The organism is Myxococcus sp. CA039A, assembly GCF_013336645.1.
GTDB classification, from domain to species: domain Bacteria; phylum Myxococcota; class Myxococcia; order Myxococcales; family Myxococcaceae; genus Myxococcus; species Myxococcus llanfairpwllgwyngyllgogerychwyrndrobwllllantysiliogogogochensis.
The window spans coordinates 19,028-44,437 of sequence record NZ_JABUMQ010000047.1; the positions used below are offsets into that span (position 1 = coordinate 19,028).

Genomic DNA, 25,410 nt, shown 5'->3' on the forward strand with positions numbered 1-25,410 from the left:
GAGGCCCCGAGAGGAGGCGAGCCTGACGGTACAGTGGGTGGTCATGAGTGACCTTCCGTCTGTCCCGGGGCTGGTGGCGCCGCGCTGGCTGTATCTGCATGGGTTCGCGTCGGGGCCTGACTCGACCAAGGGAGTGGCCGTGGCGAGGCACTTCGAGGCGCGAGGCCACCACGTCGCGAGGCTGAACCTGCGAGTGCCCTCGATGGAGCAGCTCCGGTTGAGCGCGATGTTGGAGACGGTGCGAGCGGCGCTGGGGGAGAAGGAGGACCGGGCGGTGCTGTTCGGCTCCAGCCTGGGAGGCCTGACGGCGGCGAGAATCGCCGCGGAGGATGCGAGGGTGTGTGGGCTGGTGTTGCTGGCGCCGGCATTCCATGTGGTTCCGCAGTTGCGGAAGCGGATGGGTGAGGCGGCGTGGGGGCACTGGAAGACGTCGGGTTGGATTGAGACGGACGACTTCGCGGAGAAGCGCAAGGTGCGCATCCACTCGGGGTTCATCGAGGATGCGGAGGCGGTGGACGCGCGCACGGGAGGTTGGCCGGACGTGCGGGTGCCGACGCTGTTGATTCACGGGAAGGCGGACGACACCTGTGACATCCGTTACTCGCGCCAGTGGGCGGAGGGACGGAGGCATGTGCGGATGGTGGAGGTGGAGGACGGCCACGAGCTGACCGCGTCCCTGCCCCGCATCCTCGCGGAGTCGGAAGAGTTCCTGCGACCCTGGGGGGCGTGACGGAGAGGACTATCCCTCGAAGGTCTCCCATCCCCCTGGAGGCGGAGGGAACCCGAGCGCGTCCAGACACTCGCGAGCCTGGAGGACCCAGCCTGGCTCCATGAGAAGGTCCGCGGGGGCACCTGTCACCGAATCGGAGAGTGCTTGTACTTGGGGAGCGGCGGCGCGAAAGCGTTCCGCATCAGGGCTCCCCCATGCTTTTTCACAGAACGCCGCGAGGGACGCGACGCGGGTGTTAAGCGCCAGTCGCAGCTCCGAGGGTGGGGCCTGCATGCACCAGCGTGCGTAGAGACGGGGTGCGGCCATCACGCTCAGAAGATTGAGCGCCTCGGCCACCAAGACGGCTTCCTGCTCCCAAGAAGGCTCACCCACAGAAGGGCCCCAGTCGGGCGTCGAAGGGTAGCGTCTGGAACAGGAGCGCCTTGCCTGTAACGGACTCACCACTCAAGCATGTGTAGACGGCCCATCCCTTGATCGCGAGATTCTCCATGCCCTCGATGAAGCAGTAGGGGCATCTTCCTTCGCCGCAGCTCGAAACGAAGCACGCCGTGCCTCCGCACATGACGGACGCGGGCCATCCACGCTTGATGCATGCAGGGGCCTTTGTCATGGGAGGCTCCGCATGTGCGGTCGGTATTCGCACGACGCCGAGGACGCTGAAGCCCATCAGCAGGGACATCAACATCCTTCTCGCATGTCGCTGCACCTGGGCTCCTTCATCCGAACCGACTGCGAGAGTCTACCATTCAGAAGTGGCTCTCTGGCTCCAGGGCTGCGGCACAGGAAGGTCCGGAGGCATCTACCTCTGGATGCGGACATCGAAGAAATCCAAAGTCCTCTCCGCCAGTCGAAGCGGGCTTTTCAATCCGCGCCCCAGGAGATCACGCGGAGCGACTGCACGGCGAGAGTCACGCAGCACACGCTGACGTTTCAACCCACGCTCCTCGCGGTCACGAGGAGCGACAGTGGCTCAAGCGCGAGGCAATCCCCGGCATCGGGTTTCAACCCACGCTCCTCGCGGTCACGAGGAGCGACATGACGGTTCGAGAGTACGTCCTGGAGCTCAAGTTTCAACCCACGCACCTCGCGGTCACGAAGAGCGACCAGCGCCCCGTGGTGGACGCCACGCGCATAGCCGTTTCAACCCACGCTCCTCGCGGTCACGAGAAGCGACCGGGGCGGAGAACTTGTCACCCAGCTCGAATTGGTTTCAACCCACGCTCCTCGCGGTCACGAGGAGCGACCGTCTCCACATACTGTGGCGAGGGGAAGCCATCGTTTCAACCCACGCTCCTCGCGGTCACGAGGAGCGACGAAGTATTGATGCTGCTCGGGATGACCGGGAGCGGGTTTCAACCCACGCTCCTCGCGGTCACGAGGAGCGACGAGAGCGGGACAGGCGCCGTGAGGGCTCGCTGGCGTTTCAACCCACGCTCCTCGCGGTCACAAGGAGCGACTGGGCTCCAGCGGGTAGTCGAGGCTGGTGGTGTTGTTTCAACCCACGCTCCTCGCGGTCACGAGGAGCGACACGAGGGCGTCGGCGTCCTCTTCGGACATGGTCTGTTTCAACCCACGCTCCTCGCGGTCACGAGGAGCGACCAGCTCCGCCCTGGGCTTGGCGATGAGGTTGCGGAGTTTCAACCCACGCTCCTCGCGGTCACGAGGAGCGACCTTCGCCCGGCAGGTGGCTGCCTTCGTCGGTGCGACGTTTCAACCCACGCTCCTCGCGGTCACGAGGAGCGACCGCGGCGCTCGCGCAGCGCGTCCGGCAGCTCCATGTTTCAACCCACGCTCCTCGCGGTCACGAGGAGCGACCGCGGCGCTCGCGCAGCGCGTCCGGCAGCTCCATGTTTCAACCCACGCTCCTCGCGGTCACGAGGAGCGACGGGGTTCCTGCGCCACCGCTATGCGTGCTGGGAGTTTCAACCCACGCTCCTCGCGGTCACGAGGGGCGACGACTGAGCTCGACTGCTACCGCGCGTGGATGGCGTTTCAACCCACATTCCTCGCGGTCACGAGGAGCGACCTCCGAGAGTGGTGGGCACCGGGTCCAGCTTCGCCAGTTTCAACCCACGCTCCTCGCGGTCACGAGGAGCGACCCCGAAGGTGGCGCGGTCCACAACTGGGCATGCGTTTCAACCCACGCTCCTCGCGGTCACGAGGAGCGACGTGCGGCGTCAGCGGCCCCAGCGACCCGCCCGATGTTTCAACCCACGCTCCTCGCGGTCACGAGGAGCGACCTGGCCGAGGTAGCGGGCTGCCGTCGTCACCTCATCGTTTCAACCCACGCTCCTCGCGGTCACGAGGAGCGACCTCCCGGGTGGAGGCGCGTAATCAACACGTCGTTGTTTCAACCCACGCTCCTCGCGGTCACGAGGAGCGACGGCTACGTACCAGTACTGATAGCAGCGCAAAGGTTTCAACCCACGCTCCTCGCGGTCACGAGGAGCGACCGTGTACTCCCACGTCGCGAGCGGCACGCCAGGTTTCAACCCACGCTCCTCGCGGTCACGAGGAGCGACTCTCCACCTCCACGCGGGTGGCGTACTCCGAGTCGTTTCAACCCACGCTCCTCGCGGTCACGAGGAGCGACAACCACGCGAAGAAGCTCTACGACGTGGCGGTGTTTCAACCCACGCTCCTCGCGGTCACGAGGAGCGACCTTGGTGGGCCTCCGCGAGCTGGAGGCTCCACCGGTTTCAACCCACGCTCCTCGCGGTCACGAGGAGCGACCAACCTGACCCGGCACTACTCCGGCGCCGTGACGGTGTTTCAACCCACGCTCCTCGCGGTCACGAGGAGCGACCACCCGGCCAACTCGATGCCGAGGACCAAGTCCCAGTTTCAACCCACGCTCCTCGCGGTCACGAGGAGCGACGAGACGCCCGAATCCCACATCCTCGCCGCGATCCTCGTTTCAACCCACGCTACTCGAACGAGGAGAACGTCCCTGGATTCGAGTTTCAACCCACGCTCCTCGCGGTCACGAGGAGCGACTGTTGGACTCCGCTACGTGGAGCTGCGCCGGGTTGTTTCAACCCACGCTCCTCGCGGTCACGAGGAGCGACCGCATTAGTCGCAGTTGGTCGGGCTGTAGTCGGTGTTTCAACCCACGCTCCTCGCGGTCACGAGGAGCGACCTCATCGGCGTCGACGACGAAGATTGTCGGTTGGTTTCAACCCACGCTCCTCGCGGTCACGAGGAGCGACCAGGCTCTCGAACAGTCTGCTACCTGGAGAGGGTTTCAACCCACGCTCCTCGCGGTCACGAGGAGCGACCCGCGCCGGCTCGGGTCATCGGGTCGTCGACTCCGTTTCAACCCACGCTCCTCGCGGTCACGAGGAGCGACGCCCCGCCTTCCGCAACACAGCCTCGGCATCACGTTTCAACCCACGCTCCTCGCGGTCACGAGGAGCGACTTCGGCCCTGCGGGCTTCGCAGTCTTCTTCCCCGGTTTCAACCCACGCTCCTCGCTGTCACGAGGAGCGACCACTCGTGGCGTCCTCGCCGTAGTACGACGTGAGGTTTCAACCCACGCTCCTCGCGGTCACGAGGAGCGACCTTCGAGGTTGGTGATGAGCCGGGCCGGGCGTACTACGTTTCAACCCACGCTCCTCGCGGTCACGAGGAGCGACACGTTCCATCGTCCCTCCGTGGCAGGACTTCGACTGGTTTCAACCCACGCTCCTCGCGGTCACGAGGAGCGACAGTCATGCCCGAGCCTGCCGCGCCCGAGATGGTATTTCAACCCACGCTCCTCGCGGTCACGAGGAGCGACAGGACACGGGTTCGGTTGCGGATGTGGTGCCGGCAGTTTCAACCCACGCTCCTCGCGGTCACGAGGAGCGACCTCCGCCGCGCATGCTGCGAGGGCACCGACACCCTGTTTCAACCCACGCTCCTCGCGGTCACGAGGAGCGACTTGTGACGCCGGACTTGGTCCGGATGCGGTTGTTGTTTCAACCCACGCTCCTCGCGGTCACGAGGAGCGACTGCGGTTCAACGCCAGTGCCGGCATCGTGACGAAGTTTCAACCCACGCTCCTCGCGGTCACGAGGAGCGACTGCCCTCCCCGGCGTACCACGCGTCCGGCAACATGTTTCAACCCACGCTCCTCGCGGTCACGAGGAGCGACGAGCGGAGGGTCATCCCATCCCCCGGCACAGGTAGTTTCAACCCACGCTCCTCGCGGTCACGAGGAGCGACACTCGCCCACGCTGCGTCGGGGTCGCCTGCTGGTTTCAACCCACGCTCCTCGCGGTCACGAGGAGCGACTCTGCACTCCGGCCGTGTACCCAGCGGCGCCGGGTTTCAACCCACGCTCCTCGCGGTCACGAGGAGCGACACCCCACCGCGCGACTCACACGCAGCACTGGAGGTTTCAACCCACGCTCCTCGCGGTCACGAGGAGCGACACTTGGCCGAATCGACCTCCTCCGGTTGCTCGGGTTTCAACCCACGCTCCTCGCGGTCACGAGGAGCGACTACACCGGGCGCAGCATCGACCCCACGGTGATGCTGTGTTTCAACCCACGCTCCTCGCGGTCACGAGGAGCGACTCAGACGTACCACCCCAAGGAGCATCACCCATGTTTCAACCCACGCTCCTCGCGGTCACGAGGAGCGACCGCGGGCCTCAAGGCGTCCGAACTCAAGGAGAAGGTTTCAACCCACGCTCCTCGCGGTCACGAGGAGCGACCTGGCTGACTCGGACGCAGTGCTCGGCCACCGAGTAGTTTCAACCCACGCTCCTCGCGGTCACGAGGAGCGACGCCGGCGCGCGTAGGTCTCGTGACTCTCCTCGGGGTTTCAACCCACGCTCCTCGCGGTCACGAGGAGCGACTTCCCCGCCTCTCGCGTCACGGACGGGGCACGGGAAGTTTCAACCCACGCTCCTCGCGGTCACGAGGAGCGACCACCGTGCCAGACGAGGGGGAGGACGCATGACAGGGCGTTTCAACCCACGCTCCTCGCGGTCACGAGGAGCGACCTCCTCCGAATGCTTCGCGGAGAGAAACTCCTCGTTTCAACCCACGCTCCTCGCGGTCACGAGGAGCGACTACAGCTGGCGGTCCACGGGAGACATGGTGAGGTTTCAACCCACGCTCCTCGCGGTCACGAGGAGCGACTACATCGAATCCCGTTCTATGCAGCCGCAAATGAGGTTTCAACCCACGCTCCTCGCGGTCACGAGGAGCGACCACCCTCACCTCCGGGCGCGTCACCGGGAACCCGTTTCAACCCACGCTCCTCGCGGTCACGAGGAGCGACGACATGGCACCCACGCAAGCACAGGTAAGCGCGGTTTCAACCCACGCTCCTCGCGGTCACGAGGAGCGACGACATCGTCAGCGGGCCCGCCACCGAGTCGATGTTTCAACCCACGCTCCTCGCGGTCACGAGGAGCGACGAGCGCGACGCTGGCGCCCGGTGCCGTGCGTAGGTTTCAACCCACGCTCCTCGCGGTCACGAGGAGCGACAGCCGCTCGCGGAGAAGACGCTCTGGCGCATCGCGGTTTCAACCCACGCTCCTCGCGGTCACGAGGAGCGACGCGGCCTGTGCCTCGTCGTCCGTCAGACTCGGGTTTCAACCCACGCTCCTCGCGGTCACGAGGAGCGACTCCAACCCTCCGGCCGCTCCGGAGAGTTCGACGTTTCAACCCACGCTCCTCGCGGTCACGAGGAGCGACGACCCCACGTGAGAAACTCGGCGACGTTCTCCAGGTTTCAACCCACGCTCCTCGCGGTCACGAGGAGCGACACGGGCTCCGAGGCCACGCTCATCCGCGAGGGGTTGTTTCAACCCACGCTCCTCGCGGTCACGAGGAGCGACCGCGCTGCGGGAGCGGGAGGTTTGAGCCGTACGAGTTTCAACCCACGCTCCTCGCGGTCACGAGGAGCGACAACGCGAATTCAACCGTGTTCGCGACGGAGACTCGGTTTCAACCCACGCTCCTCGCGGTCACGAGGAGCGACTGCGTGCGGCGGCGGGGCCACCCATCCGCGCAGTTTCAACCCACGCTCCTCGCGGTCACGAGGAGCGACCGCCCATCTGCTCGGCCGCCGACATCGCCAACAAGTTTCAACCCACGCTCCTCGCGGTCACGAGGAGCGACCCCATGGCCGTAACGGTGCTGTCCCCGAGCGGTGTTTCAACCCACGCTCCTCGCGGTCACGAGGAGCGACAGACTGCATCCAGCCCCGCGAGTGCCGCCGCTGAGTTTCAACCCACGCTCCTCGCGGTCACGAGGAGCGACACGCCTCCCCGCTGGCTTCGACCTGGATGAAGACGTTTCAACCCACGCTCCTCGCGGTCACGAGGAGCGACCAAGGAGCGCCTCGGCCAACTCCAGTCCCGCTGGGGTTTCAACCCACGCTCCTCGCGGTCACGAGGAGCGACGCCGTCCGCTGCTGTGTAGATGCGGCTCCACGACGTTTCAACCCACGCTCCTCGCGGTCACGAGGAGCGACCACGGTCGACGGCCGCCAGCAGAGGCACGACACGTTTCAACCCACGCTCCTCGCGGTCACGAGGAGCGACTGTTGAGCATGACCCAGAAGGGCTGGGCGGTCCGGTTTCAACCCACGCTCCTCGCGGTCACGAGGAGCGACGACGTCGCAAAGCATGCTGCGCAAGGCCAACGGTGTTTCAACCCACGCTCCTCGCGGTCACGAGGAGCGACTGTGGCGCGCGGACCGTGCCGCCGCTTGGAGAGAGTTTCAACCCACGCTCCTCGCGGTCACGAGGAGCGACGCCTATACGGGCGAAGCATGGTGTACCTCGGAGGTTTCAACCCACGCTCCTCGCGGTCACGAGGAGCGACCGAGCGCCTGCACGACATCACCGAGGCAGACGCGTTTCAACCCACGCTCCTCGCGGTCACGAGGAGCGACATGGCTACGGCTCCGGAGTGGCGACAGGTGCTGTTTCAACCCACGCTCCTCGCGGTCACGAGGAGCGACGGCGGGTCCACTGCGGCCGAGTCCACCACCGCACGTTTCAACCCACGCTCCTCGCGGTCACGAGGAGCGACAAGTCGCTGCGACACCGGACGCGTTGTCGGCGGTTTCAACCCACGCTCCTCGCGGTCACGAGGAGCGACTGTCCGACGAGGGAGTTCACCGGACCGGCTCCAGGTTTCAACCCACGCTCCTCGCGGTCACGAGGAGCGACTGGGGCAGCTTCACGACCTGGAGCGACCTGGTTCGGTTTCAACCCACGCTCCTCGCGGTCACGAGGAGCGACATTGGAGAGGACCTCCAACGTGCGTCCGGCCAGCACGAAGCGTTTCAACCCACGCTCCTCGCGGTCACGAGGAGCGACGGCCGAGGTCGCCCATCGCGCTCTTGTACGCTTCGGTTTCAACCCACGCTCCTCGCGGTCACGAGGAGCGACCGTGTCGGTGCTTGAGGGCGTGGGGTACACCACGTTTCAACCCACGCTCCTCGCGGTCACGAGGAGCGACCTACGTGCGCGCCGAACTCAACAAGTTGTCGTTGTTTCAACCCACGCTCCTCGCGGTCACGAGGAGCGACCGCCCCGAACTGGAAGAGTTCGGCGGTGGCCTTGTTTCAACCCACGCTCCTCGCGGTCACGAGGAGCGACGACAACGGCAAGTTCCTCCAGCATCCACACCGGGTTTCAACCCACGCTCCTCGCGGTCACGAGGAGCGACCACATCGTCTTCTCAGCGAGCGGCCTCTTCCTCTCGTTTCAACCCACGCTCCTCGCGGTCACGAGGAGCGACGTGTACGGCGTCGTGCCCGGCTTGTACTGCGATGTGTTTCAACCCACGCTCCTCGCGGTCACGAGGAGCGACTGTCCAAGTCCCGGTGCCGCGACCGCATCCCGATGTTTCAACCCACGCTCCTCGCGGTCACGAGGAGCGACAACTTCTCCGACCTCTGGGACGGCATCAGTTCCGCGGTCGTTTCAACCCACGCTCCTCGCGGTCACGAGGAGCGACCTGATTCGCCAGGACGCGGGCCTCCCCTTCGTGTCGTTTCAACCCACGCTCCTCGCGGTCACGAGGAGCGACATCTGGTGCCTTCATTCGGCCCACCGATGTGCGGTTTCAACCCACGCTCCTCGCGGTCACGAGGAGCGACTGCCTCGGGGAGACCCAGCCGGGCCGCATCCTCGGTTTCAACCCACGCTCCTCGCGGTCACGAGGAGCGACGCCACGCCCATCCGTTCCGCAACGCAATCGTAGACTGTGTTTCAACCCACGCTCCTCGCGGTCACGAGGAGCGACAGTCCGGCGCAGGCGCGGGCGTCTCCACTCGTTGTTTCAACCCACGCTCCTCGCGGTCACGAGGAGCGACCCTTCACGACGGCAGGGAATCCCGCCGCCTTGCTGTTTCAACCCACGCTCCTCGCGGTCACGAGGAGCGACTCGGTCGGGCTATCCGAGCCGAAAGGTTCGATGCGAATGTTTCAACCCACGCTCCTCGCGGTCACGAGGAGCGACCAAGCTGGTGGATGGCATCTGCGCCGCGTGCTCGTTTCAACCCACGCTCCTCGCGGTCACGAGGAGCGACCTCCTGCGGCTCGACATCCCAGACGTCAGTGGTGTTTCAACCCACGCTCCTCGCGGTCACGAGGAGCGACGTCGGGGCTCGGTCGTCATGCGTCCTCCTCAGGGTTTCAACCCACGCTCCTCGCGGTCACGAGGAGCGACTCCGGATGCTCCTCGTACCAGGAGAGGGACGGCCAGTTTCAACCCACGCTCCTCGCGGTCACGAGGAGCGACACGGCCAGTTCAGCGGCGGTTTTCTTTAGGTTCTCGTTTCAACCCACGCTCCTCGCGGTCACGAGGAGCGACCCCAACACGAGGTTACAGACAGGTGATGAACGCTAAGTTTCAACCCACGCTCCTCGCGGTCACGAGGAGCGACTCGGGGTGCCGACTTCCCGTGGACTACCGCATCTGGTTTCAACCCACGCTCCTCGCGGTCACGAGGAGCGACTGGCCCGCGTGGCGCACTTCCGAGGGCGTCTTGTTGTTTCAACCCACGCTCCTCGCGGTCACGAGGAGCGACCAGTACCAGTAACTCTCACGTATGGGTTTGGATTGTTTCAACCCACGCTCCTCGCGGTCACGAGGAGCGACGACGAGCCGTATGCCGACGCGGAGCTGCCAGGAGGGTTTCAACCCACGCTCCTCGCGGTCACGAGGAGCGACGACGAGCCGTATGCCGACGCGGAGCTGCCAGGAGGGTTTCAACCCACGCTCCTCGCGGTCACGAGGAGCGACCACGTTTGTTCACCCACTCGGCTTGTGTGAACCAGTTTCAACCCACGCTCCTCGCGGTCACGAGGAGCGACTCTGCCCTTCCAAGTTACCAGAACTCCAAGGGAATCCAGCCGCTTCGCGCGAACCTGGCTCCACTCGAGTCACCCGGCCCGAGTCGGCGGCTCCAAACCCCGCGCAACCTCTGAAGACTATTGGAGCTTTCAAAGAACGCGAACCTCCGACGAAGCCCACACCAGCACAGGTCCGCGCGCCCCATTCAGGGCACGCGAGCAACTCAGAGGATGAGCGGTCCCTCAACATCCAGTGGAATCCTCGCGCCATGATGCTCCGTCTTCCGAGCGACATCTTCGCTCAGGAAATAGAACCGCAGGCTGTCGCTCGCATCATCCAGCTCCGCGAGCAGCCGTGCGCGCAGGACCACCCAGTCCTTCGGCTCCAGCACGCACTCGAAGACCGAATACTGCACCCGGACGCCATGGTCCTTGCACGCCCGAGCAATCCGCCGGAGCCGCCGTGGCCCCTCCGCGTCGGAGACCCGGACGTCGTAACACACGAGCACGGTGACCTTTCTCACTCAGCGCACCGCGAACGGAGGATAGCCATCCAGCTCGCCCCGGAGCGCCCGAGCCAGCAGCAATGCCTGCAGATGGGGAACCAATCCCCAGCTCGTCTGCTGCCCCAGGAACACATGCTGGACCTCCGCCTGCTTCGCGCCCTGGTACGCCACAAGGAACGTCTTGCGCGCGTCGTCCTTGAGCATCACCGCTCCCGCCGCCTCCGTCCTGAAGTCCTCCGGCTTGAGCTGTCCCCGGTTCACCAGGGAGAAGACCAACCGGTCCACCACGGGCGCGCGGAGCTCCTCCATCAAGTCCAGCGCGAGTGACAGCCGCCCAGGCCGGTCCTCATGGAGAAACCCCACCGCGGGGTCCAACCCCACGCCCGCTAGCGCCCCCGCGCAGTCCTGCACCAGCAAGGCATACCCAAAGGACAGCAGCGCATTCAGCGGGTCCCGCGGAGGCCGCCGGTTCCGACCATCGAACACGAACCGCCGAGCGTCCCCCTTCAGCAAGTCCGGGAACACCTCGAAGTAGTCCCGCGCCGCGATGCCCTCCAGCCCTCGCACCTGCTCCAGGTCCTCCGTCCGCTCCAGCGCACGAAGATGCCCGGAGAGTCGACGAGCCGCCTCCTCCAGTGCCGCCTTCCGCTCCTCCACCGCATCCCGACGCGCATGCAGCAGGAATTGACGAGCATTCCCCAACTTCCCCACAACCATCGCCCGAGCGATGGCCAGCGTGCGAACCCCGTCATCCGCCACACGGAACTGCGCGCGCCGCAAGAGCACGTTGCCGCCAGGCATCCCCTCGACTCGCGCCAGGAACCGTCCCGTCATCCCGAAGAACGACACGTGAATCCCCGCCTCCACGCAACTCTCCAGGAGCTCCGGCGTCATCCACGCGCGGGCCAGACACACCACCGAGCGCAGATGCCGTAAAGGCACCTCCGCCTTCTTCTCGTCCTGAATCGTCACCACCACGCGCTCGCCCTCCTTGTTCAGACGGGTGCCCTCCACGGTGATGAACAGCGTATTGAGCGCGGTCGTCATGTCTGCCCTCCGCCAGTGACACGCCAAAGCCCGTTCTTCAGAGGTCCACGGACTCCACTATCCGCCGCAAGTGCTCGGCAACGCGCCGCTGTCCCGCCGTGACGTGCGGCAGGCACAGCGGCTCCAGCGAGCACGACTCGCACTTCGGCGCCTTCGGCACCACGGGCACATCGCGCCGCTCCAACAGTTCGTGCATCCGCGCGATGGCCTCCTCCGTCCGAGCCCGAAGTCGCACATCGAACGAGACAGCCTGTCGCCGGTGCTGCGCGCCATAGAAGAGCGCGCCCTCGGGGACAGCGACGCCGTGCATCTCCTCCAGACACAGCGCCTGGGCACAGAGCTGCACGGCGTCCGCGTCGTGCGACTTCCGCCGCCCACGCTTCACTTCCACAGGGTACGGCCGCCAGCCGGTGGGGCTGGCGGGGTCCGGGTGGTACTCGACCAGGTCCGCGCGGCCCGTGAGTCGCAGCCGTGAACAGCCCAGTCGAACCGCACGCTCCACGCGACGGCCCGGCCGGGCATCATGACCGGGAAGGTCCACCCGCTCATGGAGCAGCCGACCCAGCGCGGTGTTCACATCCTCCCGCCACAGTTGTTCGACATGGATGAGCGCGGCCTGCCGTTCGCAGAACAGCAGGTGCTGCAAGGCGGACAGCGCCACCCACGTCTCACGGGTGTCACTCATCCCGCCAGGTCCATCACCTCGATGCCTTCGGGCAGCTTCGCCGTGTCCACCGTCACCGAGTAGTCCGTGAACGCCCGAGCGGGCTTCTCCGGCTGCACGGGAGCAATCCGGACGCGGTCGAACAGGGCATGCGCGGGCGCATTGCCCAGCTCGGAGCCGTGCTTGAAGACGATGACCTTGCGCATGGACATCAGTCCGCGCGCGGCGCTGCGGTCCAATTCGAACATGTTCGCGAAGGCCTTGAACAACAGCTCCAGGTCCACCTGGTTGAACTTCGTTTGCTTCGCGAGGTGCGGGGAGATGAAGCCGTGTGCGCGATACAGCCCGTAGGGCACGGTGCTCTTTCGCCCCATGGTGCGGTTGTCTCCACCCTGTTTCTCTGCATCCTCCTCTCTGGCAACGGCCATGCGTGTGATGGCGTGCTCCTGCGAGACGATGGGACTCACCGAGCGGGCGAAGGTGAGCTGCACGGGTCCTCGCACCTGCCCCGCGTTGGCACCCGTGGACATGACGGCGCCGAAGGTGCGGACGTCGAAGAATGTTTTGCACATCCAGTCGCGTCCCTTCTCGACCTCTGAGCCCTGGGCCTTACCCGCATCCTTGCGCTTCTTGCCGTCCTTGGGCTTCTCGTTCAGGTCGATTCCCAGGTCCTTGTATGCGTCGTTGATGGACACGTTCAGGATGGCCTTCTCCTTCACGAAGATGTCGAACCCTGGCTTCTTCTCCTGGGTGAGCTGGATGAAGTTGCGTACCTTGCGCTTGAGGCTCACGTCGGTCACCAGCCCATGGCCCGTCTCCGGGTCGATGCGCGGCAGGTTGCCCGCGTCGGGGTCACCATTGGGATTGCCGTCTTGGACATCGAACAGCAGGACGAAATCGTGGCGGTTTCTGAGTTCGGTCATGGCGTTCTCGCTCTCGGGCATGCGTGGAAGCAAAAAACTCATCAATCGGCGGAGTCAGAAGATTCATCGTTCGAGGACTGGGCCTCGGAAGGAGAACGCTTGGCGAAAAGTGCCTCGCGTTGGTGGTAGTAGCCCACGGCAAAAAGCCCCTGTTCCTCCAGATGGAGGAATCGCGGGAAGGTTTTTGAATCGAGCAAAGTCACCACTTCACCCTTGATGTTCTCCAGCCATTTTCCCGAACCCTTCCTCTCTGCCTCTGCCTTTGAGAGATGATGCACGGAGAGTTGGAGGAGCCGAGGGAAGACAGCGACAGGATTCCGAGAGGCCGCACCGAAGTAGCGATCCCGAATGGTGGCGTTGAGGTCTTTTCCCAGCGCAGCGATCTGCAAGCGCTCCAGCACAGCGAAGAGACGACCCAGAACGTAAGGTTGGACCCGGCTGTCCTTGTCCAAAGACACAGTGACCTCCTGAGAAAAGGCACGGCTACGAATGAGGGTGGCCTTGATGAGCGCAACACGGAGACGGAGCTGCTCGTGCTCCAGTGTCCCTTCGGCGGGGGGAAGCCGGAGTCGGTCCAGGCATGCCGAGAGGAGCTGGTGCGGGAACGGATGTCCCCGGAGCGCGGCGCCCGTCATCCGGGTGGCGAGATCCGGCGACAACTCCTTGCCCGATGGCGCCTCCACGGCCTTGAGCAGTCGCCACACCGGGATGGGATGGTCGGTCTTCGCTTCGCCCAGGCGTAGGTCATCGAAGTAGCGACGGAGGTTCCTCTTCACGTCGCCGACACTTGTCCGGAACCAATCGCGCACGGCGACGCGGCCAGAGTTGCCCGCAAGCGTCACAGAGTAGAAGATTCGTTCGTCCAGTTCCCCAGGCTCCAGTCCGCGCAGGGGTGCCTCGAGGAAGAGCCGGAGATCCGCCTCCGTCGGGTCCACCCAGTTGAGCAGCAGGCTCTCCTGCTCCGCGGTGCTGTTCGTCCAGAACACCAGCACCGAGTCCTCCCCTAGCTTGATACCCTGTCGGTAGTGACGTTCCTCAGTTCTCTGAAGCAGGTGATTCAACGCGAGCATGCAACCCAGCGCAGCCTGCTGCGAGATGGGAGCATTCTCTCCTTGTTTGAGTCCATGGGAGTCAAAAGTGTCCGCATTGAAAGACACCAATGGCGCCCCCGCGCCTTGCGTTTGTGGAACGTTCTTGAGCTTAGGATGAGTCTTGACCAGCACAGCAGTCCTGCCAGTCACCAAGCACAGTCCAGTCCTCCCAACCGACGCCGCCTGCTCCCCTCGTCGCTCCCACCACGCGCGAACCTCCGGCAATTGGTGCACAGACGCCGAGTCCCCGACAACGAAGGCGAGCATCTCCGCCCCCGTCCATTCGTCTTCGGACCGCTCCGCGAGGGCCTTCGCACGCGCCTTCTCGTTCGCGAGGAACGCCTCCACAGCGCGCAGTTCGGGCACGTCTGTCTGGGCTACGGCCTCGCGTAGCAGCGTCAAGAAGGCCGCGAAGCGCACCGCGCCCTTCCCAGCCTTTCCCGTGCGCGTGGAGGGCTCTTCCTCCTCATGCCCCAGCACGTACTTCGAGTTGTCCACCAGGAAGCCCGCAGCGATGTTCACCGAGCGCGGCGGGATGCGGGGAATGAGCACGGGACGTCCCCGTCCCCGCTCATCCTGCGTCGGCACCAGGGCCAGGAACTTCCCCTCCGGACTCAGCTGAATCAGGAAGTCCACGGCCTTCCTCTCATAGAGCGGGTCATCCAGGAGTCCCCGCTCCTTCGCGAAGTCGTTGAGCGCCGTGAGCATCATGACGGACCTCCATTGCGTTCCAGCACCTGGTCCCACGTCGGCACCTGGAGCACGCCGTGGTCCAGGTACGCATCGAAGAACAGGGGCCGTGTCGCCGCGCCCGCGTCACCGAAGGCGAAGTCGTAGAACATGAGCCCCAACGGTCTGCGCCCCAGCCCCTCTTCCGAGGGACTCAAGTCCTCCCCCGCGGGCTCCACCCGGGCATCGAACTCGCGGCACCCCAGGTACGGCGCATGGAAGAACTGTCCCTTCTCCAATCGCCGCTCGAACATCTCCTCGAACTTGCGGACGTTGTCCTCGGCGCCCACCTTTCCGGGCACCAGGGTGAAGGACGCGGTCATGACGTAGTCCACGTCACGCAGCGCCACCGTGTTGCGTTGCGCGCGGTCCTCGTCCGCCGCGTAGTCGAACTTCCCCACCACCGCTCGGCTGTTCACCTCGTTGCGACGGAAGCTCGTCCACTTCACCGGCGCCAGGACGGCGATTTCATGGAGGTGCCAGCGAATCGCCGGCTTCCATAGGATGGCCTCCAGCACGCCTCTCGCCGCCGAGGGAGTCATGACCTCATAGCTGACCCGCTCGGCCTTCATCTCCGGCCGCGTGAAGCACGCAATGGGCCCGCTGGCACGCACGCGGAACCGTCTGCTCGCTGCTGTCTTCATCCACACCTCCAGAAGTCCATCAACCGGGGATGAGCACTCCCGGGTCGAGAATCCCCACCCGGGTCGGCACCAGGCCGAACTTCTCGTCGTACGCGGGCCCATGCTCCGGCCCGAGAAACACCACGGTGTCCGCGACGAACCGCGCCAGCTCGCGCGACACCCATGCCTCGCGCACCTTGCGCGGCACCGTGACCGTGAAGCGCTGCAAGGCCCGCAAGCGGTCTCGCGAGGGTCCCAGTTTCCGAAGCGCGTCGAGCAGCGGCTCGCAGCCCGCGTAGGGCACGATGACGGGAGCGCTCCACTTGTCCTCCACGAGCTTGAAGTGCTCGGAGACCGCCTCGAAGCGCAGTGCCTTGCGCATGTCCTGGATGCCCTTGCCGTCGCTGACCGCCGTGGCGTAGAGCCGCTCGAAGTAGCGCTTGAAGCTCTCGGGCGCGAACAGGTCCAGGTCCGGCCGCTGCGTCAGCATCGTCCTGGCGACGCCCAGCGCCGTCTGGAGGACTCCGCGAGGAGGCTCCGTCTCCGCCTCGAAGACGCGCAGCTCCCCGAGCCCCTCCAACAGGCCCTCGCGGTTGCACCGCCCCGCCGCCTGAGCGAGCGCCTCCAATCCCGCCATGCTCCGGTAGACGACGCGGAAGTCGAGGTCCACTCCCGCCTCCACCAACTGGGTCGCCACCAGTCGCACGGGCTCGCCGCGTTGCTTGAGTGCCTTGATGCGCGCGAGCACCGACGAGCGGTGCTCCGGACACATCAGCGCGGACAGGTGCAACGTCGTCCCAGGGTTCCCCAGCAGGGCCTCCACCTGCTCATAGAGCCCACGCGAATCGTCACGCCTGTGGACCACCGCGAGCACGTCCCGCTCTCGCGCCACGGCTTCGGCCAGCTCGGCGTAGGAGGTCTTCTCCCGTCCCTTGGGCCACTGGACCTTCACGCGGCGCAGGCGCTCGAACGCGCGCACCTCTGGCGGCACCAGCTCCCGAACGGTTGGGAACCCCATCGGAAAATCCGGCCGCCGTCCCAGCGCGGGCTGCGTCGCCGTGCAGATGACCACCGAGCAGCCGTAGTCCTCCACCAGGGTGCCCAGACCATCTAGGATGGTCGTCAGAAGCGCCGGCGGAAGCGTCTGCGCCTCGTCGAGCACGATGACGCTGTGAGCGATGTTGTGCAGCTTGCGGCACGCCGACGGGCGGTTCGCGAAGAGGCTCTCCAGGAGCTGCACGGTGGTGGTGACGACGACCGGCGCATTCCAGTTCTCACTGGCCACCCGGTTGCGCGCCGTCTCGCGTAGCGGGTCCACTGCGGAGTGGTGCTCGACGACCGCGCTTCCATGCGCGCCGAACGCTTCCCGGTACACAGCGGCGCTCTGCTCGATGATGGACGTATAGGGAATGGCGACGATGACGCGCCGAAGCCCGTGGGCTCGGGCATGCTCCAGCGCGAAGGCCATGGACGCGAGCGTCTTCCCACCGCCCGTGGGCACGGTGAGGCTGAAGACCCCCGGAGGACTCGGCGCCGCCACGAGCACGGCGGAGAGCACCTCACGACGAACGCGGTTCACCTCCGTGTCCAGGGCGCCACTCTGCTTGTGGTCCATGAAGGCGCGCAGAGCACTGGCGAGCTGCTCCAGCGTCACGCCGACCCGCCGCTCCGTGCCACGGGTGGCATCGAAGAACGCCTCGGTGTCGAGGAAGTCCGCATCACAGAGTGACGAGAAGAGCATCCGCGTCCAGAACTCGAGCCGGTGCGGCGGGAGCTTCAGCAGGGGCGCGACGGACAGCCCCGCCGGAGGCACTCGAAGGTCCTCGGGGATGCCCGGAGTCAGGGCCTCCTGGAGGAGTGCCTTCTTCTCCGGACGTCCGACGCGCTCCTTGAACTTCTCCAGGTCCGACAGGCCCCCATGATGTCCCGCGATGGCCATCGCCACGGGAAGTAGACCGCGGTCCACGCCCAGCGCCCACAGCGCCCCAGCGGTCGCATGGTCTCGGTCCGTCGACGCATCCACATCCTCCAGGTGCGCCTCGAAGCCATTCTCCTTCCGGATGCGGAACTGGAAGTGACGTCTGTATTTACCCAGGTCATGCCAGCGCCCTGTCGCGAGCGCTGGCACCTTCATGTCCTCGCGAGGCGCGAACTCCTCGGCGAGACTCCCGACAGCCTCCAAGTGGTCACGCAGGAGATGCGGGCGCATCGTCTCCGTGACATGAGCGAGCGGCTCTGCCGTCATGACGCGCGGCGGTTCATTCTCTGCCATCGCCATCCCCCATGACCTGGCCGAACCTCCCAGGTCATCTCAAGCACCGTACAGCACCAATGACTTATCGTCACCGCGCTGCCCACGGAGCGGTCAATTCCTCACATCTGCCCGAGGTATGACATCACCCTGATGGGTCGTCTCTACTCCCCAGGGGGTATGGACCCGCCATCAGATCACTGCGTCCAGTTCGACTGACGGAGAAGCCACGTCCTCGAGCTCCCCTGTCTGCCCTGCGCGCCAGTCTCCACCGTCCCGCCGGGCCCTTGCCTGCTTGCCCAGACAGACCGGCCGCGCGTGACGATATTCCGCCCACGCCGCGGCTCGTCATGAGTCTCGGCTTCAATGGATTCAGAGCGAATCCCGACGCGCGAGGAGGTGTACCGTGCTGAATACCGAACTCGTTGGCGAGCCCCTTCTTCACCTCGAAAGCCGCCGCCTGCTGGCTGAAGCCAGACGGGTCGTCCCGGAGGCTTTCGACTCTCAAGGACGGCTGCTCTCTCCCATCGCGGGCGCGTGGGTCCGTCCGCCTGCCTGGTTCGACGCCATCTCTCCCATCGACGGAAAGGTCCTCGCCGAACTGCCTTTGCTCGACGCCGCCCAGGTCGCCACGGGCGTCGAGAAGGCCGCCGGCGAGTTCATCCCGTGGGCCGCCCACTCCCTCGAGGACCGCAGCCGCGCCGTCATCGCCGCGGTGGACCTGCTCAAGGAGCACCGAGACCTGCTCGTGCGAATCCTCGCGTGGGATATCGGCAAGACACTGCCCACGGCCTACAACGACGTGGACCGGTGTCTCGCGGGCATCGAGTGGTACCTGGAGCAGATGGGCCCGATGCTCGAAAGCCGGCAACCGCTCGGCCTCGTGTCGAACATCGCCTCCTGGAACTATCCCTTCTCCGTGCTGCTGCTCAACGTGCTCGTCCAGACGCTCGCGGGCAACTCGGTCATCGCGAAGATTCCGACACAAGGGGGCGGTGTCTCGCTCACCGTCGCCTTCGCCCTGCTGCGCCGCGCGAAGCTGCCTGTCTCGCTCGCGGGTGGACGCGGAAGAGACCTCTCCGAATCACTCGTCGGCCACCCGCGCATCGCCGGGGTCGCCTTCATCGGCGGCCGAGCCAACGGCGCCGAGGTCCACCGCCGCCTGCGCGCCACCGACAAGCGCTACGCCCTGGAGATGGAAGGCGTGAATGCCTACGCCGTCACCTCCTTCTCGGACTGGGACAAGCTCGGCCAGCAGATTCGCGCGGGCTTCGACTTCGGCAAGCAACGCTGCACCGCCTACACGCGCTGGGTCGTGGAGCAGTCGCTCGTCCCCAAATTCGTGCGGACGTACGTGGACGCCGTGTCCGCGCTCCGCGTCGGCAACCCGCTCCTGGGCGCGCCCGTGGACTTCGGGCCCCTCATCTCGCCAAGCAAGGTCGAGGAACTGCGCGCCCTCATCACCGACGCGCGGGAGCACGGCACCGCGGTGCTGTTCCAGGGCGAGCTCGCGGACGACGCCTTCACCGCACAGCAGGAGCGAGGCGCCTACCTGCCTCCCACCCTGCTCTTCGGCGTCCATCGCGACAGCGAGCTGTACCTGCGCGAGCCCTTCGGGCCCATCGACGTGTTGATCTCCGTCGACTCCGAGGAGGAGCTGGTCCGGGAGGCCAATGTCTCCAACGGCGCGCTCGTGGCCTCCGTGGCGACGGATGACCCCGACCTCGCCGAGCGCATCGCCGGAAGGCTCCACGCCTTCAAGGTCGGCATCAACAAGCTGCGCTCACGCGGAGACCGCGAGGAGTCCTTCGGCGGAAAGGGCGGCTCCTGGGCCGGCGCCTTCGTCGGCGGCACGCACCTGGTACGAGCCTTCACCGACGGGCCCCATCCCATCGAAGGCAACTGGCCGGACTGACCTCGCCAGGCCCCAGGAAAGACGAAGGGCGAGCCCCCGGGAGTCACTCACCCCGAGGCGCTCGCCCTCGCATCAACACACCGCGCCCGCGTCAGTCCAGGTTGCGAACGCCCACGTGGACGTGGTCGTCGTGGTCGATGTTCGAGCCCCAGAGCACCTGAACCCGGTACTCCTTGTCTTGGAAGGTGAACGGCTGCTTGTGGTACGTGCCGAGCTGGTCGACGGGAAAGCCGTAGGCCTTGGCAATCGCCTCGGCCAGCTTGGTGCCCTTCGTGCCCTCCGCCGGGAAGTCGTAGGCGTACGCGTTCGTCTGCGACGTGTGGTGGTCGGAGGTGGACTTCGAACCAATCGACCCCGTCTTGGTGCGCTTGGTGCTGGAGACCGAGAACCCCATCTCCGTCGCGATGTCCTTGGCCCGCTGCGCCGCCAACTGCGCGCCGCTCCACGCCTCGCGCATCGCCGGCGTCTCGAGGCGGTTGGCCGCCGCCATCAGCCCCTGGGTGCTCAGGGTTCCCGTGAACGAGGTCGGCTGTCCCAGCGGGTTGGCGGACAACACCGAGGCCGCGGTGAAGCCCGGCGGCTGCCCCGCAACCACCTGCTGCGAGATGGGCGTGGGCGAGAGCATCGACAACTGGGGGTTGATGTCCACCGGGGCCGCGGGGGGCGCCGCCGTGAAGGCGTCCACCTGCAGGGAGGCCTGGACCGCCTGAGCCGCCGCGGCGGCCTTCGCTGCTTCCGCCTTCGCCGCTTCCGCCTTCGCGGCCTCGGCCTTCGCCGCATCCGCCTTCGCCGCATCCGCGCGAGCGGACTCGGTCGATTCGGACCGGGTGGAGGACTCAGACCTGCTGGCGCTGTCTGCGCCCCTGCTGCCGCCAGAACTACCACTCACGCTGGACATGTGCGGACCTCAGTCAAAACACGGGAAAGCCCCGCGTCGATTATCACCCGACAAACGTGGAAGTTGCGCTCAGCCCTCCAGGTGGGGACGAAAGCCAGCCGCTCCCTCGAGGAAGCGTGCTTGAGACATGTCTGTTTCTCATCCCTCGCGAATCCACCCGCGACACGCCACGGGGGTGGGACGGCGCGGACCCCGGCTCCGAGCCCCGCGAGGCCTCTTCGTTCCGCTCAGCGCGAGGTGTTCAGTCGTACGTAGTGCGGACGCTCTGCCCGCACGCCATTGCCAGTCCTTGACGCGGCGCGGTTAAGTTGCCGGCCATGAACCGCGAATACCACCGCTGGCACAGCGAGCGCCTGCATCGGGACATGGAGTTGCTGCTCTTCGGCCACTCCGGGGAACCGGTGCTGCTGCTCCCCACCAGTCGGGGGCGCTTCTACCAGGCCGAGGACTTCGGCCTCATCGGCGCCATCGCCGACCGCATCCAGTCCGGCCGCTACGTCGTCGTGTGCCCGGACTCGGTGGACGAGGAGTCGTGGTTCAACAAGTCCATCCATCCCCATGACCGCATCGCCCGCCACCAGGAGTGGGAGGCATATCTCTTGAACGAGGTGGTGCCGCTGCTCTTGAGTCGGAGCACGGGAGGCCGGCTCACGCTTGCCGGGTGCAGCTTCGGCGGCTTCCACACGTACAACGTGGGCCTGCGCCATCCGGACGTCTTCCGCCGGCTCATCTCCATGGGAGGCAAGTTCGAGACGGACGAGTTCCTCGACGGCCACCACGACTCGGACGTCTACTACCACTCCGCCACGCAGTGGCTGCCCAACATCACCGACGGCAACCAACTCTCCGCGCTCCAGCGCGTGGAGATGGTGCTCGCGGTGGGCGAGCACGACTTCTGCCGAGGCTCCAACGAGCACCTCTCCAGCCTGCTGTGGAAGAAGGACCTGGCCCACCAGCTCGCCATCTGGCAGGGCGGCAATCACGACTGGCCCGTGTGGCGGGAGATGATTCAGCAGTACCTGCCCTGGTAGTCGCCGGGCATCAAGGCGCCGGGCCCGCTCAGGACTCGAGCGGGCGCAGCGTGCCGGCACTCACGCGGTGGAAGCGCCAGAGCAGCGCCAGGGCCACCACGATGAGCCCCGCACACAGGCCCCACCAGATGCCCACCACGCCCATCCCCAGCTTGAAGCCGAGCAGCCACGTGAGCGGCAGGCCGATGGCGTAGTGCCCCACCATGTTGGCCAGGAAGGTGAAGCGCGTGTCTCCGGCGCCGCGCAGCACGCCCGCGCCCACGCCCTGCACGCCGTCGAACACCTGGAAGACGGCGCTCACCATCAAGAGCGGAACCACCAGCGGAATCACGTCAGCAGGCGCGCCAGCCAGCTTCGCCAGGGGCAAGGGGAAGGTCGCGAAGAGCAGCCCTCCCAGGGCCATGAAGCCCGCGCCACTCGCGAAGGCCATGAAGCCGCTGAGCCGGGCCTGCGGGGTGTCGCGCGCGCCCACCGCCCAGCCCACGCGCACGCTGCCCGCGTTGCCGATGCCCACGGCCACCGTGAAGGTGAGGCTGGAGAAGGCAATGGCGATTTGATGCGCGCCCATGCTCGCCGGCCCCAGGCCCGCGGCCAGCACCCCCGCCAGCGCGAAGACGCCAATCTCCGCGGCGATGTGCAGCCCCGCCGGAGTGCCGATGCGCGCCGCCTGAGCCAGGTCCGTCCACACCGGCCTGCGCGTGGGCTTCGTCTCCGGCGCGGGCATGCGGCGCACCGCCCAGAGGACGATGCCCAGCTGCAACGCCGTGCACAGCACCGAGTCCACCGCCGCGCCCACCACGCCCAGCGCCGGCACCAGCCGCAGCGGGCCCGTCCACTCGGGAAGCCCCGCGCCGCCGAAGACGAGCAGCAGGTCCGCCAGGAGGTTCACCACGTTCGCCGCCAGCGTGGCCACCACCAGCGGGCGGATGTTCGCGGTGGACGTCAGGTACGTGCGCACCGTCATGAAGGCCAGCATCAGCGGCAGGCAGGGCGCGCGCCACACGAGGTAGTCCTTCGTCTGCTGCAGCTCCGGCTCGACGATTCCCGCCCAGGGAAGCACGCCCGGCGTCGTCAACAAGAGCATCCACAGCACCACGCCCGCCGCCAGCGCCAGCCAGCCGCCCTGCCATAACAGCGCGCGCGCTCGGGACTCGTTGCGCGCGCCGATGGCCTGGGACAGCAGGGGGTCCAACCCCATCATCAGCCCCATGCCGAAGCTGCTGACGGCGAAGAAGAGGCCGTTGCCCAGGCCCGCGGAGGCCAGCGCGGAGGTGCCCGCGTGCCCCATCACCAGCGTGTCCACCAGGCCCATGAGCGCCTGCCCGCCCTGGGCGATGGCGATGGGCACCGCCAGCTTCGTCAGGGCCCGGAACTCGGTGCGAAGAGGGGTACGGACTTCGGTTTGTGGCGGAACGACGGCGGTGGACATGACGGCCCGGCCTATAGCGCCTTCCGAAGTGGAATGCGCCAATCGCGAGGGACGCCTCTTTGCCCGCCCACCTGACCTGCCCGGGCGGTGGACCGTCTCCGGAAAAAGACAGGGGCCCCCGGACATCCACTGTCCCGAGGGCCCCGACCCATCACGTCATGTCACGCCCGCGTCGATGCGGGTGCGACTTCAGCGCACGGGCGGCTGGAACACCGTGGTGGCCACCGGCGTCTGGAGCGAGCCCACCTTCGACGCGCGGATGCCGGCGTCGGTGATGGCGTACACATAGTCGTCCGCCATGACGCTGCGGCGCACGGAGGGCGACCAGTACCAGCTCCACTGGGGCTCGTTGAAGCGCTGGTACACGTCCTTCATCGACAGCGCGCCCACCGGCGTGAAGCCCGTGGCCGTGTCCACGCGGAACACGCGCAGCTCGCTCGTGAAGCCCGTCCAGTAGTCGTACCCGTTGTTGTAGTTCCAGTCCGTGAAGGGCAGGGCCAGCAGGCCCTTGGCGGGGAAGAAGTTGAACGCCTTGTGGTCGCCCTGCGCGTCGCTGTAGCTGCTCGTCCCGCCCATCCGATGCGTGAAGGCCTCCTTCGGGTGGGCCAGATCCGTCACGTCGAACAGCGACAGCTTCAGCGCGCGGCTGGTCCAGGTCCCGTCCTCGGCTCGGTCCTCGCCGAAGGTGAGCAGGTGCGTGTCACCCAGCGGGTGGATGTACGTGGAGAAGCCCGGAATCTTCAGCTCGCCCACCTTGCGCGGGTGCGCCGGGTCACTCAGGTCGAAGGTGAAGAGCGGGTCCGTCTGGCGGAAGGTGACGACGTAGCCCTTCTTGCCCACGAAGCGCGCGCTGAAGATGCGCTCGCCCGCCGCCAGGTCCTCGCTGCGACCCAGCTCCTGGAGGTGTCCGCCCTCGGCGCCGAACGTGACGACGCGGCTGTGGGTCTCCATCGAGTTGGGGACCGACACGCCGTCATTGCCGTTGTTGGTGGGGTCGACGCGCCAGGTGCTCACCGTGGTGGCCACGCGCAGCACGCCCTCGTGCTCGTCCATGGCGAACTGGTTCACCAGGCTGCCCTCCAGCGTGCCGCTGCCCGCGTACGTCGCGCGGTTCGGCTCGCTGAGGTCGAACTTGTGCAGGTACGTGTGGTCGGACTGGTTCGCCTCCGGCCACCACCACCAGTGCGACGCCGCCAGGTAGAGCGCCTCCGTGGACGCGTACACCGTGCCGGGCGCCGACACGATGCTGGTGCGGCCCAGGGGAGCCGCGCCCTCCGCGGCGTCCAGGTCCAGCGACAGCACCGTCACGAAGCCCAGCCCGGTGGGCGCGTTGGAGCGGTAGAAGTCCCCGCACGACACGGGCAGCGGCGTGACGGTTCCATCCTCGGCCACGTGCTTGCCCGGAGCCACCCAGTCCGCCAGCGTCTGCGCCCGGATGAGCTGCTCGTTCTTGACGAGGAGCGCGTCGATGGCCTCGTTCATCTGCTTCTTGCTGCGCTCCAGCGACGACGAGTACTCGGGATAGAAGCGCACGTCCGCCGGCCAGCGGAAGTCGTCCGACAGCACCAGCCGCACCGCGCCGTCCATGCGACGGGCGCTGAGGTACGAACCCGGCAGGAACACCTGCTGCTTCACCTGGGGCGAGGACAGGTTGGACACGTCCACCACCGTCACCTTCAGCGTGTCGCCCCCCATGTAGCCGCACCGGAAGCCCGCGCAGTCCATGACGGGCGCGCCCGTGAGCAAGCCGCCCCACACCGTGGGACGTCCCGGACGGTCGTCATCCACCTGCGAGGTGATGACCAGCCGCTTGCGCTCCTTGTCGTAGAGCATCTCCCGGGGCCAGCCCTGGATTTCCATCGACGAGGCCAGGGTGAGCTGCTCCGCGGGCCAGGAGCGGTGCAGGTACAGCCGGGGTCCGGACAGCACGAAGATGTGCGTGCCGTCGTTCTGCACGAAGTCCGCCTCGTGCACGCCCGCCACCTGGTTGTTGGTGCCCGTGTAGTCATCCGGCCCGCGCGGCGAGCCGCCTCCCGAGCTGGCGTCGCCCTCCGTGGGGGCGTCCGCCCTGGGCGGCATCGAGCCGTCACCGAACAGCCAGCCGCCATTGCGAGGCCGCATCGACTCCAGCGACGCGCGCATCCTCCGGGTCGCAGTGTCCTCGATGTACTGCTCCAGCGGAGCACAGTCCTCGAAGGACTCCAGCCGGGCCTGCTGCTGCACCGGTTCGTTCTCTACCTTCGGGTACTCCGGGTCATCCCCGCAG

13 protein-coding genes and 2 CRISPR repeat arrays are annotated in these 25,410 nt (G+C 66.5%); of the genes, 3 read left to right on the forward strand and 10 right to left on the reverse strand.

From position 1 onward, the window contains the following. Positions 1-43 precede the first annotated feature (43 nt). A complete protein-coding gene (locus HR086_RS10700; protein ID WP_174460686.1) occupies positions 44-730 on the forward strand; it encodes a YqiA/YcfP family alpha/beta fold hydrolase in 687 nt (228 codons plus the stop codon). 858 nt (positions 731-1,588) lie between these two features. After that, a CRISPR array of direct repeats spans positions 1,589-3,681; the repeat unit is 37 nt; unit sequence GTTTCAACCCACGCTCCTCGCGGTCACGAGGAGCGAC. A 9-nt stretch (positions 3,682-3,690) separates the two neighbouring features. Next, positions 3,691-10,058: a CRISPR direct-repeat array (repeat unit 37 nt; unit sequence GTTTCAACCCACGCTCCTCGCGGTCACGAGGAGCGAC). Between the two features lie 203 nt (positions 10,059-10,261). Here HR086_RS10700 and cas2 read toward each other — a convergent pair. Genes cas2 through HR086_RS10735 form a run of 7 tightly spaced genes read right to left on the reverse strand, consistent with a single transcriptional unit; the run spans position 10,262 to position 17,829 of the window. Further along, positions 10,262-10,561, reverse strand: coding sequence for a CRISPR-associated endonuclease Cas2 (gene cas2 / locus HR086_RS10705; protein ID WP_141640452.1), 300 nt, complete (start codon positions 10,559-10,561; stop codon positions 10,262-10,264). Further along, on the reverse strand, positions 10,562-11,590 hold the full coding sequence (gene cas1c / locus HR086_RS10710; protein ID WP_174465526.1) for a type I-C CRISPR-associated endonuclease Cas1c: 1,029 nt from the start codon (positions 11,588-11,590) through the stop codon (positions 10,562-10,564). A 37-nt stretch (positions 11,591-11,627) separates the two neighbouring features. Further along, positions 11,628-12,275 carry a CRISPR-associated protein Cas4 gene (gene cas4, locus HR086_RS10715; RefSeq protein WP_174465527.1) on the reverse strand — a complete coding sequence of 216 codons (648 nt, stop codon included), beginning with the start codon at positions 12,273-12,275 and terminating at the stop codon, positions 11,628-11,630. Then, complete coding sequence (cas7c, locus tag HR086_RS10720) at positions 12,272-13,177, reverse strand: type I-C CRISPR-associated protein Cas7/Csd2 (RefSeq protein WP_174465528.1); 906 nt, start codon at positions 13,175-13,177, stop codon at positions 12,272-12,274. Before cas7c ends, cas4 begins: the two co-directional genes overlap by 4 nt. Positions 13,178-13,218: 41 nt before the next feature. Further along, positions 13,219-14,979, reverse strand: a complete 1,761-nt coding sequence (cas8c, locus tag HR086_RS10725) for a type I-C CRISPR-associated protein Cas8c/Csd1 (RefSeq protein WP_174465529.1) — start codon at positions 14,977-14,979, stop codon at positions 13,219-13,221. After that, positions 14,976-15,641 (reverse strand): type I-C CRISPR-associated protein Cas5c, encoded by a 666-nt coding sequence (gene cas5c / locus HR086_RS10730; protein WP_174465530.1) that lies wholly within the window; start codon positions 15,639-15,641, stop codon positions 14,976-14,978. Before cas5c ends, cas8c begins: the two co-directional genes overlap by 4 nt. Before the next feature lie 19 nt (positions 15,642-15,660). Next, positions 15,661-17,829: a CRISPR-associated endonuclease Cas3'' gene (locus HR086_RS10735; protein WP_254626276.1), complete on the reverse strand. Its 2,169-nt coding sequence runs from the start codon at positions 17,827-17,829 to the stop codon at positions 15,661-15,663. A gap of 448 nt (positions 17,830-18,277) precedes the next feature. Here HR086_RS10735 and HR086_RS10740 point away from each other — a divergent pair, with 448 nt between their 5' ends. Next, entirely contained in the window at positions 18,278-19,786 is a 1,509-nt protein-coding gene (locus HR086_RS10740) for an aldehyde dehydrogenase family protein (protein ID WP_174465532.1), read from the forward strand. 91 nt (positions 19,787-19,877) lie between these two features. On the opposite strand, the gene HR086_RS10745 is transcribed toward HR086_RS10740, so the two are convergent. Next, positions 19,878-20,684, reverse strand: a complete 807-nt coding sequence (locus HR086_RS10745; RefSeq protein WP_174465533.1) for a hypothetical protein — start codon at positions 20,682-20,684, stop codon at positions 19,878-19,880. 317 nt (positions 20,685-21,001) lie between these two features. Here HR086_RS10745 and HR086_RS10750 point away from each other — a divergent pair, with 317 nt between their 5' ends. Further along, entirely contained in the window at positions 21,002-21,715 is a 714-nt protein-coding gene (locus HR086_RS10750) for an esterase family protein (protein ID WP_174465534.1), read from the forward strand. A gap of 28 nt (positions 21,716-21,743) precedes the next feature. Here the strand turns inward: HR086_RS10750 and HR086_RS10755 are convergent, their stop codons facing one another. Beyond that, positions 21,744-23,144 (reverse strand): MATE family efflux transporter, encoded by a 1,401-nt coding sequence (locus HR086_RS10755; RefSeq protein ID WP_174453862.1) that lies wholly within the window; start codon positions 23,142-23,144, stop codon positions 21,744-21,746. A gap of 189 nt (positions 23,145-23,333) precedes the next feature. After that, positions 23,334-25,410, reverse strand: a 2,077-nt coding sequence (locus HR086_RS10760; RefSeq protein WP_174465535.1) for a beta-propeller domain-containing protein, incomplete at its 5' end; no start/stop codon positions are given.

What these genes read in the sequence shown, in the direction of transcription:
- cas7c (WP_174465528.1), bottom strand. Translation starts at nt 13,177, where the DNA reads ATGACCGAACTCAGAAACCGCCACGATTTCGTCCTGCTGTTCGATGTC.
- HR086_RS10735 (WP_254626276.1), bottom strand. Translation starts at nt 17,829, where the DNA reads ATGCGCCCGCATCTCCTGCGTGACCACTTGGAGGCTGTCGGGAGTCTC.
- cas1c (WP_174465526.1), bottom strand. Translation starts at nt 11,590, where the DNA reads ATGACGACCGCGCTCAATACGCTGTTCATCACCGTGGAGGGCACCCGT.
- cas8c (WP_174465529.1), bottom strand. Translation starts at nt 14,979, where the DNA reads ATGATGCTCACGGCGCTCAACGACTTCGCGAAGGAGCGGGGACTCCTG.
- cas4 (WP_174465527.1), bottom strand. Translation starts at nt 12,275, where the DNA reads ATGAGTGACACCCGTGAGACGTGGGTGGCGCTGTCCGCCTTGCAGCAC.
- HR086_RS10700 (WP_174460686.1), top strand. Translation starts at nt 44, where the DNA reads ATGAGTGACCTTCCGTCTGTCCCGGGGCTGGTGGCGCCGCGCTGGCTG.
- HR086_RS10745 (WP_174465533.1), bottom strand. Translation starts at nt 20,684, where the DNA reads ATGTCCAGCGTGAGTGGTAGTTCTGGCGGCAGCAGGGGCGCAGACAGC.
- HR086_RS10755 (WP_174453862.1), bottom strand. Translation starts at nt 23,144, where the DNA reads ATGTCCACCGCCGTCGTTCCGCCACAAACCGAAGTCCGTACCCCTCTT.
- HR086_RS10750 (WP_174465534.1), top strand. Translation starts at nt 21,002, where the DNA reads ATGAACCGCGAATACCACCGCTGGCACAGCGAGCGCCTGCATCGGGAC.
- cas5c (WP_174465530.1), bottom strand. Translation starts at nt 15,641, where the DNA reads ATGAAGACAGCAGCGAGCAGACGGTTCCGCGTGCGTGCCAGCGGGCCC.